Source organism: Kitasatospora phosalacinea (assembly GCF_030268885.1).
Classification (GTDB): Bacteria; Actinomycetota; Actinomycetes; order Streptomycetales; family Streptomycetaceae; genus Kitasatospora; species Kitasatospora phosalacinea_C.
On sequence record NZ_BSSA01000009.1, the window covers coordinates 81,581 to 95,885 of the forward strand.

A 14,305-nucleotide genomic window follows, 5' to 3' on the forward strand; every position below is an offset into this window, starting at 1 on the left:
GAACTTCGCGGCGAACAGCGGCGCCGTGGAGGGGAATCCGCTTCCGTGCTTCCTCCGTGCACACATAGCGTTCGCCGCGTGACGATGTGCGTCCGGTTCGCGGTCCACGCGGGTCGGCAGGTGTCCGGTGGCGCGGCCGGGGAACGGGCGCGCCACCGGCGGACAATCCGGGGGTAGGGGCGGTGCGCGGGGAGGGCCTGTTCACGGAGCGGGCGCCGAACGGGCGGTTCCAGTGGCAGCTCAAAGCGATGAACGGGCGGGTGGTGGCGGTGTCCTCCTCCGTCCACGAGTCGTCCGGTGACGCCGAGCGGGCGTTCGCCGAGCTGGTCGCCCTGGGGCCTGCGCTGGTGGCGCGGATCACCCACGTCCGCGACGGACTGGGCTGGACCTGGGTGGTGCCCGGGCCGCGGGGCAATCCGCTGGTCAAGTCGAGCCGGGCGTACGAGCGTTACGCGACCTGTCAGAACGCGTTCCGGCGGTTCATGGCGCTGCTGGCCCGGATGTCCGAGGCGAAGGAGGCGGCGGAGACGGTGGAGACGGTGGCTGCGGCGGCGGCCACGGTGGCCGGTGGCGCCGGTGGCGGCGGCCGGTCCGGGGCCGGGTCGTGAGCACGGTGGAGACCGGCCGCGGCCCCCGGCTGGTGCCGGTGCGCGGGGCGGACGGGCGGGTCGGCTGGTCGCTGGTGGCCGCGAACGGCAGGCGGCTCGCCTCGGCCGTCCGCGCCTACCGCAGCGACCGCGAACTGGCCGCGGGAATAGGGGAGTTGCTGGCGGAACGGGCCGTCCTGCGGTTCGTCCTCAGTCAGCGCGAGGACCGCCTCTGGGTCTGGACGGCGCACCTCCCCGCCCGCACCACCCGGGCCGGGGCGGGCGGCGGCGAGGCGGTCGCCCGCAGCGCCCGCGGCTACCTGCGCCGCGACCAGTGCCGCCAGAGCGTCACCGCCTTCCTGCAGGGCGCCGACCACGTCCAGCGACTGCGCCGCCTGGGCGGCGGCCCCGCCCTGCCGCCCGCCTGGTAGCCCGGACCCCCGCTCCGACGGGCGCCCGGGCCCGTACGCGCCCCGCCGAGTCGTTGCGGCGGGGCGCTTCGGCGTTGGGCGGGGTGAGGAGCGAGGGTGCGGGTTGCGCGGGAACGGTGCAGCAGGAGTGAAGCGGAGGTGGCCGGGGTGACCCCGTGGGCCCACCTGGAGAAGAACGCACCACGGCCGGGTCGGCCGGGCGGTGAGCGGTCGACTCCTGTACTGACCAGGGGAATCGAAGGGGCGGACGGACCGGTGCAGCCGGGGCGGGGGAGGCGGCCGGTGCTTCCGGGGGACAGGTGGACGCGGCGAGGATCGCACCGCCGGGAAGCCGCGGAGCTCTCCGGTACCGGGCCCCGCCAGGCTCCGGTCCAGCTAGGACTTTCCCCTACGGAGGAACAGGACCATGCGTCACACCGCCGCCAAGGCGTTCGCCGCCGTTGCGATGACCGCCGCCCTCACCGCCGTCGCCGTCCCCGCGATGGCGGACCCGGCCACCGGCACCGTCCCGGCGAGCACGGACATCGTCGGTGCGGGTTCGGACACCACGCAGGCTCTGCTCAACCAGTTCTCCACCGACTACAACGCCACCGTGTCCGGCACCCCGAAGCTGTACAGCTGGGACGCGACCGGCTCGGCCACCATCGTCCCGAAGAGCGGCGCGGCCTCGATCACCCGCCCGAACGGCTCCGGCGCCGGCATCGCCGCCCTGAACGCGGCCGGCAGCTCCCTGGACTTCGCGCGCTCCTCCCGGGGCCCGCAGACCGGTGACCCGGCCTCCGACCTGTTCGTCGCGTTCGCCAAGGACGCGGTGACCTGGTCGGCGAAGTCCGGCGGCCACGCCCCGGCCAACCTGACCACCCAGGACCTGTTCGACATCTACTCCTGCACCGCGGGCAAGACCGACTGGTCGAACTTCGGCGGCACCGCGGGCACCATCAAGCCGTACCTGCCGCAGATCAACTCCGGCACCCGCTCCTTCTTCCTGAAGGCGATCGGCAACCCGGTCCTGGGCTCCTGCGTGGTCACCGGCCCCGAGGAGAACGAGGGCACCGACCCGGCGCTGCAGAACGACGACAACCTGATCTTCCCGTACTCGGTGGGCCACTGGGTCGGGCAGGCCAACGGCCACACCACCGCCACCGACGACAAGGGCAACCTGACCCTGCGCAGCATCAACGGCGTCGCGCCGCTGACCGCCTCCGGCACCCTGAACCCGACCTTCGCCAACCCGACCTACGGCCGGGTGCTCTACAACGTGGTCCGGGACAGCGACTGGAACGCCAGCCCGGCCACCACCAAGAGCACCGCGCTGCGCGCGATCTTCGGCCCCTCCGGCTACCTCTGCTCCACCGCGGGCAAGGCGTCCACCACCAGCTACGGCTACCTGACCCTGGCGGCCGCCGCCTGCGGTTCCACCACCCACATCTGACGGTCCCGCCCCGCGGCACCACTCAGCACCCGCCGCCCGTCCCGCGCCCCGGCCGGGACGGGCGGCGGCCCGTGACGCCACCGCCCGCAGCGCTCGCAGCGAGCAGCGCGAGCGAGCAGCAGGCAGCACGGGCGCGCACCGGTCAGCACGGGTGCGCAGAGCGCAGCACGAGCAAGCAGCACACCACCCACGCGCCGCCACGCATCACGCGCCGGGTGCCGCCGGGCACCCCGTCCGAAGGAGCCACGATGTCCCGTCACGCCGTCCGGATCGCCGCCGCGGTCGCCGGTCTCGCCCTCGCCGCCACCGCCGCGTCCGCCACCTCCGCCTCCGCCGCCCCGGCGACCGGCAGCGCGGTGATCCACGAGAGCAACGACTTCTTCCAGAAGGCCGCCCAGGCCGGCATCGTGGCCGTTCCGCTGCCCACCGCCACCGCGGGCTACGACCCGGCCAGCGGACTGTCGGCGAGCTTCCCGGTGACCGGCGGCGAGGGCAGGATGAACAACTTCTTCGGCGGGGTCGACCTCGGCGGCGGCCTGCTGTTCGTCGACGCGCGGACCGGCAGCGCGGTCTCCTTCCACCAGCTGGGCTTCGCCTTCGACACCTGGGCCGTCACCGCCGTCCCGGACGGCTCCACCACCCCGGTCGCGCTGTTCGACCCGGCGGGCAACAACTCGATCACCAGCAGCGGCAGCACGCAGAACCTGACCGCCGACGCACTGGTCCTGGACGCCGAGGGCGCCCAGTACCTGGACGGCAGGCTGCACACCACCTTCTTCACCGCGGGCCAGACCGTCGGCTCCTTCACGCTCTCCTACACGCCCGCCGCCTGACCGGCACCCGCGCCCGCACCGCCCGTACCGCCCGACCGGCCACCGGTCGGGCGGTACGCGTACACGGGGTGTCCACGGGGTGCCCGGGGCCGGGCGGTGTCGGTTGCTGATCCTGCGTCAGTTCCCTTGATTCGAGCACCAATTGGGGCCTCGTACACCTGGAGGACAGTGGGCGGCCAGACGCGACTGGCCGAATACCGTCGGAGCCGCCGAACGGCTGCTCCGCTCCCTGTCATCCGTGCGTGCCCGGTTCGGCGCGCCGTCGCCCGGAGGTGCTGCACCGATGAGAACCCGCCCGTGGGGGCCGAGAGCCGGATCGCCTCCGTCGAAGGCGTACCTGGCGGCCGTGCTGGCCTGGACGGTGGCCGCCGCCGTCGTGTTCCTGCCGCTCGGCGGCCTGGGCGTCCAGCCCGCCTCGGCGGCCTCCGGGACGACGGTGGAGGGCCCGGCCCGGTTCGACCCCGGCACCTGGACGGACGGGCCGAAGGGCACCGTCACGGTCTCGCAGGTCAACGACCTCAGGAACCAGGTGGTGCACGTCAGTTGGACGGGCTTCACGCCGACCGTCGACGTCATGGGCAACCCCGTCGACGTGGTCGAGGTGCACGACGGCGCCGCCAACTACGCGGTGCGGATCTACCAGTGCCGCGGCGAGAACCCCGACGTCACCGACTGCTACGGCTCCACCCTGTACGGCGGGGACGCCTCCAAGGGCTTCCTGCAGCCCACGCCGGCGGCCGGGACGTCCCCGGAGTTCCCGTCGAACATGGTCATCGCGGCGACCCGCCCCGACGGCACGGGCGAGGCGGACATCGAGCTGTGGACCGCGCAGCAGAGCCAGGGCCTCAACTGCGACCCGACCCACAAGTGCTCCCTGGTGGTGGAGCCGAACTACGGCGGGGACTCGCTCGGCGCCAACAGCTACCCGGACGTGGTGATCAACTGCGACGACCACTCGCTGGACCTGGACGACTTCTTCCACACCGCCACCGACGGCTCGTTCCTGCGCAACCCGAGCGACACCACCTGGAGCTCCGGTGAGTCGTGCGCCTGGAAGCGGCACGTCACCATCCCGCTGAACTTCGCCCAGACCCCCGACTCCTGCGCCGCCGGGAACACCGACTTCTCCGTGATCGGCCTGGAGATGGCCGACCGCGCCGTCCAGCAGTGGCGCACCGGCAGCTGCCTGGAGAGCGAGCCGCTGCGGGTGCAGTACTCCGTCGGCAACGGCGAGCCGCAGGCCCGCTCGGCCTTCCTGCGCCGCTCCGGTGCGGACGTCGCCCTGACCTCCGTCCCGGACCGCAACGCGCCGACCCGGCCCTACGTGTACGCGCCGCTCGCCAACGGCGCGGTCTCGGTGGTCTTCGTCGTCGACGACGGCGCCACCCGCCGGCAGGTCCACCGGCTCCGGCTCAACCAGCGGCTGCTGGCGAAGATGCTCACCCAGACGTACCGCTACTACAACACGGACGACACCGAGACCGTCCGGGGCAACCCGCTCTGCCTGTTCGACGACCCGGAGTTCCGCCGGCTCAACGCCGACACCGCCACCGGCGTGACCTGGCCCAGCTGCGGCAACACCGCGAACACCGCGCCGGTGGTCGTCGGCGGCACCACCGACCTGGTGTACCGGCTGACCGAGTGGATCGCCGCCGACCCGGACGCCGCCCAGTTCCTCCAGGGCGCCCCCGACCCGTGGGGCACCCACGTCAACGCCGAGTTCCTGCCGTCGACGTACGGCGGCTACCCGACCGACGTGTTCCGGACGCTGGACTACTCCGGCCTCAACAACCACAAGCAGTACGAGTGGAACCCCGTGCTGGGCGGCCTCGGCCAGGTGCTGCGGATGACGCTGCAGAACCAGCTGTCCTGCCAGTTCCCCTACCCCAACGCCGCCGGCCAGCACGACAAGTGCCTCGCCATGGTGCCCGGCAAGCGCTCGCTGTTCGCCGTCATGGACAGCGGAGACGCCCAGGCGATGAGCCTGCCCGAGGCCGAACTCCCGAACCCGGCAGGTGAGTTCACCACGCCGACGATCACCTCGATGCAGGCCGCCGCGAAGGACATGCCCTTCGACGAGGCCACCGGCACCCAGCAACTCCCGTACGACGACGAGAACTCCGCCTACGCGAAGGACCCGAAGGCGTACCCGCTGACCATGGTGCAGTACGCCATGCTGCCGACCGAGGGGCTCGGCCAGGCCAAGGCCGCCGCGGTCAGCAGGTTCGTGCGCACCGTCACCGACCCCGGCAAGGGGCAGGTCTACGGCCGGGCGCCGGGCCAACTCGCGGTCGGGTACGCGGCCCTGACCAAGGCCCAGGCCGCCCAGGCGAAGGCCGCCGCCGACCACGTCGCCGCGCAGGACGGCGGCACCCCCAGCAGGCCCGCCGACACCGGCGGCGACGGCGGCGGATCGGGCTCCGGCTCCAACGGCACCGGCAGCGGCGGGAGTTCCGGCGGCAGCGGAGGCTCCGTCGGCGGTACGGACGGCGGTACGGACGGCGGCGCCGGGACGGCCGGGGGCGGCAACGCCGTCCAGGCCGGGGCCGCGGCCTCCGGCAAGCCCAGCGGCAGCGCCTCGCCCGGCCTCGCCGCCGCCCCGGTCGGGGAGGCCGCGGCCGACCGGGCCGGGATGGCCCGGCTGCTGCTGCCGGTGATCCTCGCCACCGGCGCCGTCCTGCTGGTCGGCGGCCCCGCCGCGCTGTTCCTCGGCGGCACCCCCGCCGGGGCGAACCTCCGCCGCGGTGCCGGACGGCTCTGGTCCCGGCTGCTCCGCCGCGGCTGACGCCGCGCCCCGTCCTGTTGCGATCCGCCCCGCCGGGCGGGTGCCCAGAGCGCCCGCCCGGCCGCCACCGGCCGCCACCGGTCCGACCCGAACACCCCAGGAACCCTCACCGCGCGGAGAGTTGAGCCCATGACAGCCGCCGTCCAGCCGACGGACACCCGCGTCCCGCCGCCGACGCCCGACCCCGACCGGCCCCGCCGGATCAGCGCCCCCGCCTCGCCCGCCGACCGGGCCTTCCGCGGCGTGCTGCGCGCCGCCGGGCTGTCGGTGTTCGTGCTGATGGGGCTGATCGCCTTCTTCCTGCTGCTGCGCGGCACCGAGGCGCTGCGCGCCGTCGGCTGGTCCTTCCTCACCGAGCAGAACTGGCGCACCGCCGCCCACACCTTCGGCATCGCCGCCGTCCTGCCCAACGGCATCCTGATCGCCCTGATCGCGCTGTGCATCGCCGTCCCGGTCTCGCTCACCGCCGCGCTGTTCATCTCCGAGTACGCGCCCGTCCGGCTGCGCCCGGCGCTGGTCTCGCTGGTCGACCTGATGGCCGCGATCCCGAGCATCGTGTACGGGCTGTGGGGCCTGTTCTTCCTGCAGCCGCGCTTCGTCGGGCTGTGCCGCTGGCTGGCCAACCACCTCGGCGGGCCGCTGCCCTTCCTGCGGGTGCGCGGCGGCGACACCCCGACCTCGTACACCTCCTCGACGTTCATCGCGGGCACCGTGGTCTCGCTGATGATCATCCCGATCATCACCTCGCTCAGCCGCGAGGTGTTCTCGCAGGCCCCGGCGGGCGAGCGGGAGGGCGCCTACGCGCTCGGCTCCACCCGCTGGGGCATGGTGCGCACCGTGGTGCTGCCGTTCGGGCGCGGCGGCGTGATCGGCGCCGTGATGCTCGGCTTCGGCCGCGCGATGGGCGAGACCATCGCCGTCGCGCTGATCATCTCCCCGGTGTTCCGGGTCTCCTGGCACGTGCTGGAGAACGGCGGCGGGTCGATCTCCGCGCTGATCGCGCTGCGCTTCAGCGAGTCCGACGGCCTGTCGCTGTCCGCGCTGATGGCCGCCGGTCTGGTGCTGTTCTCCCTCACCCTGCTGGTCAACGTGGCCGCCGGGTTCGTCATCAGCCGGTCCCGGTCCGGCGCCTCGACCTCGGACTGACCGGAGGACACCGATGCACTCCACGCTCCCGCAGACCCCGCAGACCCCGCAGCGCCCCGCGGCCCCCGAGCCCCCCGACCCGCCCGAGCAGCGGCGGATCAAGCTCGGCGGCACCACCCGCGAGGAGGTCCTCACCATGCTCGGCGCGGGCGCCGGCTCGCTCGCCCTGGACTGGCTGCTGTACGAGCGGGTGCTGCCGCTCAGCGGCGCGTTCGGCTTCCTGCTCTGCTGGTACCTGCTCTTCCTGGCGCTGTACACCCTGGTCGGACGGCTCCAGTGGGACGCCCTGACCGTCCGTGAGCGGCTCGCCACCGCGCTCGCCTGGAGCTCCGGCCTGCTGGTGCTCGCCGTCATCGCCGAACAGATCGGCTACGTCGCGGTCCGCGGCCTGGACGCCGCCCGGCACTGGAACTTCTTCACCGAGACCATGCGCACCACCGCCCCGCTGTCGCCGATCACCTCCGGCGGCTGCCTGCACGCCGTGGTCGGCTCGCTCGAACAGCTCGGCCTGGCCACCCTGTTCTCGGTGCCGCTGGGCGTGGTCACCGCGGTCTTCCTGGTCGAGGCGGGCACCAGCCGGCGCAGCGCCCGCTTCGTCACCCCCGTCCGGGTGCTGGTCGAGGCGATGACCGCGCTGCCGTCCATCGTGGCGGGCCTGTTCGTGCTCGGCGTGGTCATCCTCACCCTGGGCGCCGAGAAGAGCGGCCTGGCCGCCTCGCTCGCCCTGACCGTGATGATGACGCCGATCGTCACCCGCGCCGCCGAGGTGGTCGTCCGCCTCGTCCCCGGCACCCTCAAGGAGGCCTCCTACGCGCTCGGCGCCGGCCAGTGGCGCACGGTCTGGCACGTGGTGCTGCCCACCGCCCGGCCCGGCCTGACCACCGCCGTGGTGCTCGGCATGGCCCGCGGCGTCGGCGAGACCTCCCCGGTGCTGCTCACCGCGGGCTTCACCGCCCGGATGAACCTCGACCCGCTGCACGGCAACCAGGCCAGCCTGCCGCTGTACGTCTGGAACTACGTCAAGCAGCCCTACCCCGACATGGTGGCCCGGGCGTTCGCCGGGGCGCTGACCCTGATGGCCGTGGTGCTGGTGCTGTTCGTCACCGCCCGCGTCCTGGGCCGCCACCGCGCGCCCACCGAGCGGCGGGCCCGCCGCCCGCTGCGCCGGGCCCGCACCACGGCGACCGCAGCCGTACCCGCGCCCGCCCCCACACCCGCAGCCGTACCCGCGCCCGTCCTGGCGGTGGAGAGCCGATGAACCGTCCCAGCCCCGACCGTCCCGGCCGTCCGCAGAGAAGGAAGACCCGTCCCGTGCGACTCCGCCACCTGGCCCCGGCGCTGCTGGCCGCCGCGCTGGCCCTGCCCACCGTGCTGCTCGGCGCGGCCCCCGCCCACGCGGCGACCTCGCTGAGTGCGGACGGCTCCAGCTGGGCCGGTCCGGCGATCGACCAGTGGCGGCGCGACGTCGGCCCGATGGGCATCGAGATCGACTTCAACCCGGTCGGCTCGGCGGCCGGCCGCGTGCAGTGGGCCAACGGCCAGGACGACTTCACCGCCTCCGACGTGCCGTTCCGCAGCAAGGCCGACAGCGGCGTCGACCCGAGCCAGGCGGGCAGCTACCTGGGCCACGCGGAGAACCCGCAGTACGGCTACTCGTACGTGCCGGTCACGGCGGGCGGCACCGCGCTGATGTACCACCTGGAGCTCGGCGGCAAGAAGGTCACCGACCTGCGGCTGTCCCCGGACACCATCGTCGGCATCTTCACCAACCGGATCACCTCCTGGGACGACCCGAAGATCACTGCCGACTACGGCAGGGCGCTGCCGAAGGTCCCGATCACCCCGGTGGTGCGCTCCGACGGCTCCGGCGCCACCGCCCAGTTCACCCGCTGGATGCAGCACACCCACAAGGGCGAGTGGGAGGCGTACTGCACCAAGGTCAACGGCGTCACCTGCGGCGACTACACCGAGTTCTTCCCGCCCTCCGGCCGGATGACCGCGCAGAACGGCTCCGACGTGGTCGCGGGCTACATCCAGTCGCCCACCGGCATCGGCGCGATCGGCTACGACGAGTACGCCTTCGCCAAGCGCAGCAACTGGCCCGTCGTCAAGGTGCTCAACCCGGCCGGGTACTACACCCTGCCGACCGCCTCCAACGTCGCGGTGGCGCTCACCGCCGCGAAGATCCGCGGCGTCGACGACAGCACCTCCCCGAACGACCCGGACTACCTGCAGCAGAACCTCGACGGCGTCTACACCAACAACGACCCCCGCTCCTACCCGATCTCCTCCTACAGCTACCTGATCGTGCCGCGCGCCGGGGCCGCCCTGCCCGTGCCGCCGCGCTTCAACGAGGCCAAGGGCAACGCGCTCAGCCGCTACCTCGCCTACGTGCTGTGCGCCGGGCAGGGCGAGGCCGACGACCTCGGCTACTCGCCGATCCCGCGCAACCTGGTGCGCGGCGGCCTGCTGCAGACCCAGCACATCCCCGGCAACGCCAGCCCGGTCAACCCCGACACGCTCGCCAACTGCCCCAATCCGACCTTCAACTCGGCCGGTGAGCTGACCGTGCTGAAGAACGCGCCGCAGCCCTCCCCGTGCGACAAGGCGGGCAGCCCGCTGAACTGCACCGTGCAGAACGGCCAGGCCGTCAAGGCGGGTTCCGGCTCCGGTTCCGGCGGCGGTGCCGCGGGTGGTGCCAACCCGGGTTCCGGTGGCGGGAGTTCAGGCGGCGCCAACTCCGGTTCCGGCGGCGGCGGTTCGGGGGGCTCCGACCCCGGCTCCGGTGACGGCGCGGCCGCGGCGGTGGTCGACCCGCAGACCGGCGAGCTGCTCGACTCCGGTTCCGGGGGCGGTGGTTCGGGCTCCGGCGCCGCCCCCGCCCAGGTGGTCGCGCTCGGCGGACGGCCGCAGGACTGGCTGCTGTCCTCGCTCACCGCGCTCGAACTGCTCGGCGTGGTCACCGTCCCCCCGCTGCTGGCCGCCTGGTGGCGCCGCCGCGACCGGACGGCGGGCAGCCGGTGAACCCCGCCCCGAGCGTCCCGACCCCCCCGACCGCAGGCGCCGCACCCGAGGAGAGCAGCAGATGACCGCGCCCGCCCTGGAACGGCCCCCCGCCGACCCGTCCGCCGCGTCCGCGCCGTCCGCGCCGGGGTCCGCCGCACCCGGCCCGGCCGCCGCCGGGCCGCGCCGGGGCCCGCTGCTGGTCGCCGCCCGGGCCGTGACCCTGGCCGCCGGGCTGCTGCTCGGCTTCGCCGGGTACCTGCTCGGCCTGTCCGACCTGCAGGAGGCCCACCACCAGTCCACCGCGTACGCCACCCTGCGCGACCGGCTCGCCACCGCCACCGCCCCGACCGGCCCCACCGAGGACGGCGCGCCGCTGGCCGTCCTCGACATCCCGGCGATCGGCCTGCACCGGGCCGTCGTGGTCGAGGGCACCAGCGGACGCGACCTGATGCGCGGCCCCGGCCACCGGCGCGACACCGTCCTGCCCGGACAGCCCGGCGTGGCCGTCCTGTTCGGCCGCTCCACCGCGTTCGGCGCCCCGTTCGCCGACCTCGGCAGGCTCGCGGTCGGCGACCGGATCGACGTCACCACCGGCCAGGGCACCTTCCACTACACCGTCAACACCCGCGGCGACGGGGACCACCCGATCAAGGACCCCGCCCGCAACCGGCTGGTCCTGGTCACCGGCGACTCCGACTGGATCCCCACCAGCACCGTCCTGGTCGGCGCCCGGCTCGACGGCGACCCCGAACCGGCCGGCGCGAAGCGGCCCGCCGCCACCGCCACCGACAAGGTGCTGGCCGCCGACAAGGGCGCCCTGCCCGCGCTCCAACTCTGGTCGCTGGCCCTGCTGCTGGCCGTCGCCGCGGCCGCCGTCACCGCCCGCCGCTGGCAGCGCACCGCCGCCTACCTGTGCTTCGCGCCGGTGGTCGCCGCGCTGCTCTGGTCGGTGTACGAGAACGCCGCCGCGCTGCTCCCCAACGTCTACTGAGCCCCTCCGGCACCCCGGGAAAGGACCGCCCCCCGATGACCGAGACCGCCCACCCCGCCTTCCCCGTCCAGACGTCCGGCGGGGACCGGGAGGACCCGCCCACGGTGCCGCTGCCGCCCGTCCCGGGCGGTCCGCAGGCCGACCCGGCCCCCCGCGCCCTGTCCGGGCTGGAGACCCGCGAGGTCACCGCCTGGTTCGGGCCGCGCAAGGTCCTCGAACGGGTCTCCTTCACCATGCGGGCCGGGGAGATCACCGCCCTGATCGGCCCGTCCGGCTGCGGCAAGTCCACCTACCTGCGGATCCTCAACCGGATGCACGAGATGGTCCGCGGCGCCGCCCTCGCCGGAGAGGTCCTGCTGGAGGGCGAGGACGTCTACGCCCCCGGCCGCCGCCCCGCCGAGGTGCGCCGCCGGATCGGCATGGTCTTCCAGCGCCCCAACCCGTTCCCCGCCATGTCGCTGTACGACAACGTGGTCAGCGGGCTCAAGCTCTCCGGCATCAGGGCGAGCCGCGAGGAACGCGACCACCTGGTCGAGACCAGCCTGCGCCGGGCCGGCCTGTGGGACGAGGTCAGCAACCGGCTCGGCACCCCCGGCGGCGCGCTCTCCGGCGGCCAGCAGCAGCGCCTGTGCATCGCCCGCTCGCTCGCGGTCTCCCCGGAGATCCTGCTGATGGACGAGCCCTGCTCCGCCCTCGACCCCACCTCCACCCGCCGCATCGAGGAGACCATCGCCGAACTGCGCCACCGGGTCACCATCGTCATCGTCACCCACAACATGCAGCAGGCCCAACGCGTCTCCCAGTCCTGCGCGTTCTTCCTCGCCACCCACGACACCCCCGGCCGGATCGTCGAATCCGGCCCCACCGAACGCCTCTTCACCGACCCCGCCGACCCGCGCACCGCCGACTACGTCAACGGCCGCTTCGGCTGACCCTCCGGACCGCGTGTCACGTCGGGCGCGCGGCGGCGCAGCGCCTAGCGTGTGCGGGGGAGCGGCCGCCCCGGCCCCCGCACCCGTACCGTGCCGCCACGAGGAGAGAGCGCAGACCATGACCGTCAGCCTGCCCGAGCTCACCGGGGACTACGTCCTCGACCCGACCCACACCCGGATCGGGTTCGTCGCCCGCCACGCCATGGTCACCAAGGTGCGCGGCGCCTTCCACCAGTTCGAGGGCACCGCCCACCTGGACGGTGCCGACCCGGCGAAGTCCAGCGGCCAGGTCGTCATCAAGACCGAGAGCATCGACACCGGCGTCGAGCAGCGCGACCAGCACCTGCGCACCAACGACTTCCTGGACGCGCCGAACTTCCCCGACATCACCTTCCGCACCACCGGGGTCGAGCGGAAGTCCGACACCGACTACCGGGTCACCGGCGACCTCACCATCAAGGACACCACCAAGCCCGTCAGCATCGACTTCGAGTACACCGGCAACGCCGTCGACCCCTACGGCAACCTCCGGGTCGGCCTGGAGGGCTCGGTCACCATCAGCCGCAAGGAGTTCGGCGTCACCTGGAACGCCGCCCTGGAGGGCGGCGGCGTGCTGGTCGGCGACAAGGTGGTGCTGGAGTTCGACGTCTCGGCGATCAAGCAGAGCTGAGCGCAGGCACGGAGGCCGCCCCCGACCGCATCCGGCCGGGGGCGGCCTCCGTACGGCTCAGCCTAGTTCGCTGCTACCGGCGGAGGCGGTGGGAGCGGTGCTGGAAGTGGTGGACGGGAGGGCGTCGAGCTGCGGGAAGCCCGTCTGCTCGGACGCCGTGACGAACTCCTCCTCGCTCACCACCGGCTCCGCTTCGGTGTCCCGGTAGAGCTCGAACAGTGCCACCTGGCGGCCGTCCGGGAAGACCCGGACCCCCTGCAGCGAGTACCCGTTCACGGGCGCGTCCTGCCGCACGGCCACGTTCTTGAGCGGACCCCGGACGACGACCGCCACCGAGCCGTCGGGCTGCACGGAGCGTTTGCAGGTCAGGCCCCGGAGTTCGTCCGGGGTGGGGCAGAGCAGCTGCTCGGGCCGCCCGGCGGTCTGCCCGACGTGGAGCGTGACGCTGTACGAGTCGCTCCGCCAGGTGCGGTCCTGCTGAACTCCCCGGTCCGGCGCCGCGTCGTCGGACGGCAGCGCCAACTCGAAGACGATCGCGTGCGTGGGCGTCGGGGAGCCGGGCCACTGCGCCGTCACGATGACGGAGGACCGACGCTCCGCCTCGGCCGTGGCCGGGCCGAAGTCCCCCTCCTGCACCGTCGCCGGGCCCCCCGGCCCGGACGGGAGGTGCCCGACGACCGCGCCCGTCGCGCCCAGCGCCAGCACCGTCAGCGCACCGGTCAGCGCGAGGCGGTGGCGCCGGTGGCGGCGGCCGGAGCGGCGGGCGGCGGCGGCGAGGCGGCCGTCCGTGCCGGTGGGGGCGAGTGCGGCCGCGTCGTCCAGGGCGAGGGCCAGGGCCGCGGTGAGTTCGTCGTCAGTGGGCATGGTGCAGTACCGCCTTGTCGGAATCGTGGGTGGACGGGAGGGGGGCGGACCGGCCGGTCAGGGCGTCCAGGTCGGTGCCGAGCACCGTCCGCAGCCGGACCAGCGCCCGCTTGGTGCGGGTGCGCACCGCACTGTCGCCGATCCGCAGCACACCGGCGGTCTCCTCGACGCTGCGGTCCTCCCAGAACCGCAGCACCAGCACCGCCCGGTCCGCCGGGGACAGCGCCGCCAGCGCCCGCAGCAGCGTCAGCCGCAGCGCCGGGTCCGGGTCGTCGACCCCGGTCTCCGGCAGCACGTCGGTGACCCGCTCGGTGCTGGAGCGCCGCCGCCGGTGCGACAGGAAGGTGTTGACCAGGACGGTCTGGGCGTACCCGCTCGGGTTCTCCAGCCGGGAGATCTTCCGCCACTTCAGGAAGACCCGGCCCAGCGCCTCCTGCACCAGGTCCTCCGCGAGGTGCGCGTCCCCGCCGGTCAGCAGGAACGCCGTCCGCAGCAGGTGCCGCTCCCGGAAGGCGACGAACTCCTCGAACCCCGTTGCCCGCGGCTGCCCCTGACCCTCCGGCCCGGCCCGCTTCGATGAGTGATCCATGCCCTGGTAACGCATCGGCCCCGACGCTACGTGACACCC

The 14,305-nt window shown here is 73.9% G+C and carries 13 protein-coding genes; 11 read left to right on the top strand and 2 right to left on the bottom strand.

The annotated features are described in order from the left end of the window. Positions 1–182 precede the first annotated feature (182 nt). The 11 genes from QSK52_RS15470 (at position 183) to QSK52_RS15520 (ending at position 12,813) form a co-directional block, all read left to right on the top strand. Complete coding sequence (locus QSK52_RS15470; protein ID WP_285736623.1) at positions 183–608, top strand: DUF1508 domain-containing protein; 426 nt, start codon at positions 183–185, stop codon at positions 606–608. Continuing rightward, complete coding sequence (locus tag QSK52_RS15475; RefSeq protein ID WP_285736624.1) at positions 605–1,018, top strand: hypothetical protein; 414 nt, start codon at positions 605–607, stop codon at positions 1,016–1,018. The genes QSK52_RS15470 and QSK52_RS15475 overlap by 4 nt, the downstream gene beginning before the upstream one ends. Positions 1,019–1,424: 406 nt before the next feature. Continuing rightward, positions 1,425–2,450: a substrate-binding domain-containing protein gene (locus QSK52_RS15480; RefSeq protein ID WP_285736625.1), complete on the top strand. Its 1,026-nt coding sequence runs from the start codon at positions 1,425–1,427 to the stop codon at positions 2,448–2,450. 248 nt (positions 2,451–2,698) lie between these two features. Then, the gene (locus QSK52_RS15485; RefSeq protein WP_285736626.1) at positions 2,699–3,283 is read left to right on the top strand and encodes a hypothetical protein; all 585 of its coding nucleotides are present in this window, start codon (positions 2,699–2,701) and stop codon (positions 3,281–3,283) included. 283 nt (positions 3,284–3,566) lie between these two features. Further along, positions 3,567–6,068, top strand: coding sequence for a hypothetical protein (locus tag QSK52_RS15490; RefSeq protein ID WP_285736627.1), 2,502 nt, complete (start codon positions 3,567–3,569; stop codon positions 6,066–6,068). A gap of 129 nt (positions 6,069–6,197) precedes the next feature. Further along, a complete protein-coding gene (pstC, locus tag QSK52_RS15495; RefSeq protein WP_285736628.1) occupies positions 6,198–7,214 on the top strand; it encodes a phosphate ABC transporter permease subunit PstC in 1,017 nt (338 codons plus the stop codon). A gap of 13 nt (positions 7,215–7,227) precedes the next feature. Continuing rightward, on the top strand, positions 7,228–8,472 hold the full coding sequence (pstA, locus tag QSK52_RS15500) for a phosphate ABC transporter permease PstA (RefSeq protein ID WP_285736629.1): 1,245 nt from the start codon (positions 7,228–7,230) through the stop codon (positions 8,470–8,472). Positions 8,473–8,525: 53 nt separating this feature from the next. Then, positions 8,526–10,238, top strand: a complete 1,713-nt coding sequence (locus QSK52_RS15505) for a substrate-binding domain-containing protein (protein WP_285736630.1) — start codon at positions 8,526–8,528, stop codon at positions 10,236–10,238. Positions 10,239–10,299: 61 nt separating this feature from the next. Next, positions 10,300–11,211, top strand: coding sequence for a sortase (locus QSK52_RS15510; RefSeq protein WP_285736631.1), 912 nt, complete (start codon positions 10,300–10,302; stop codon positions 11,209–11,211). A 35-nt stretch (positions 11,212–11,246) separates the two neighbouring features. Further along, on the top strand, positions 11,247–12,143 hold the full coding sequence (locus QSK52_RS15515; protein ID WP_285736632.1) for a phosphate ABC transporter ATP-binding protein: 897 nt from the start codon (positions 11,247–11,249) through the stop codon (positions 12,141–12,143). 118 nt (positions 12,144–12,261) lie between these two features. Then, on the top strand, positions 12,262–12,813 hold the full coding sequence (locus tag QSK52_RS15520) for a YceI family protein (protein WP_285736633.1): 552 nt from the start codon (positions 12,262–12,264) through the stop codon (positions 12,811–12,813). Between the two features lie 57 nt (positions 12,814–12,870). Here the strand turns inward: QSK52_RS15520 and QSK52_RS15525 are convergent, their stop codons facing one another. Continuing rightward, positions 12,871–13,677 (bottom strand): hypothetical protein, encoded by an 807-nt coding sequence (locus QSK52_RS15525; protein WP_285736634.1) that lies wholly within the window; start codon positions 13,675–13,677, stop codon positions 12,871–12,873. Further along, positions 13,667–14,266: a SigE family RNA polymerase sigma factor gene (locus QSK52_RS15530; protein WP_285736635.1), complete on the bottom strand. Its 600-nt coding sequence runs from the start codon at positions 14,264–14,266 to the stop codon at positions 13,667–13,669. The genes QSK52_RS15525 and QSK52_RS15530 overlap by 11 nt, the downstream gene beginning before the upstream one ends. Positions 14,267–14,305 lie beyond the last annotated feature (39 nt).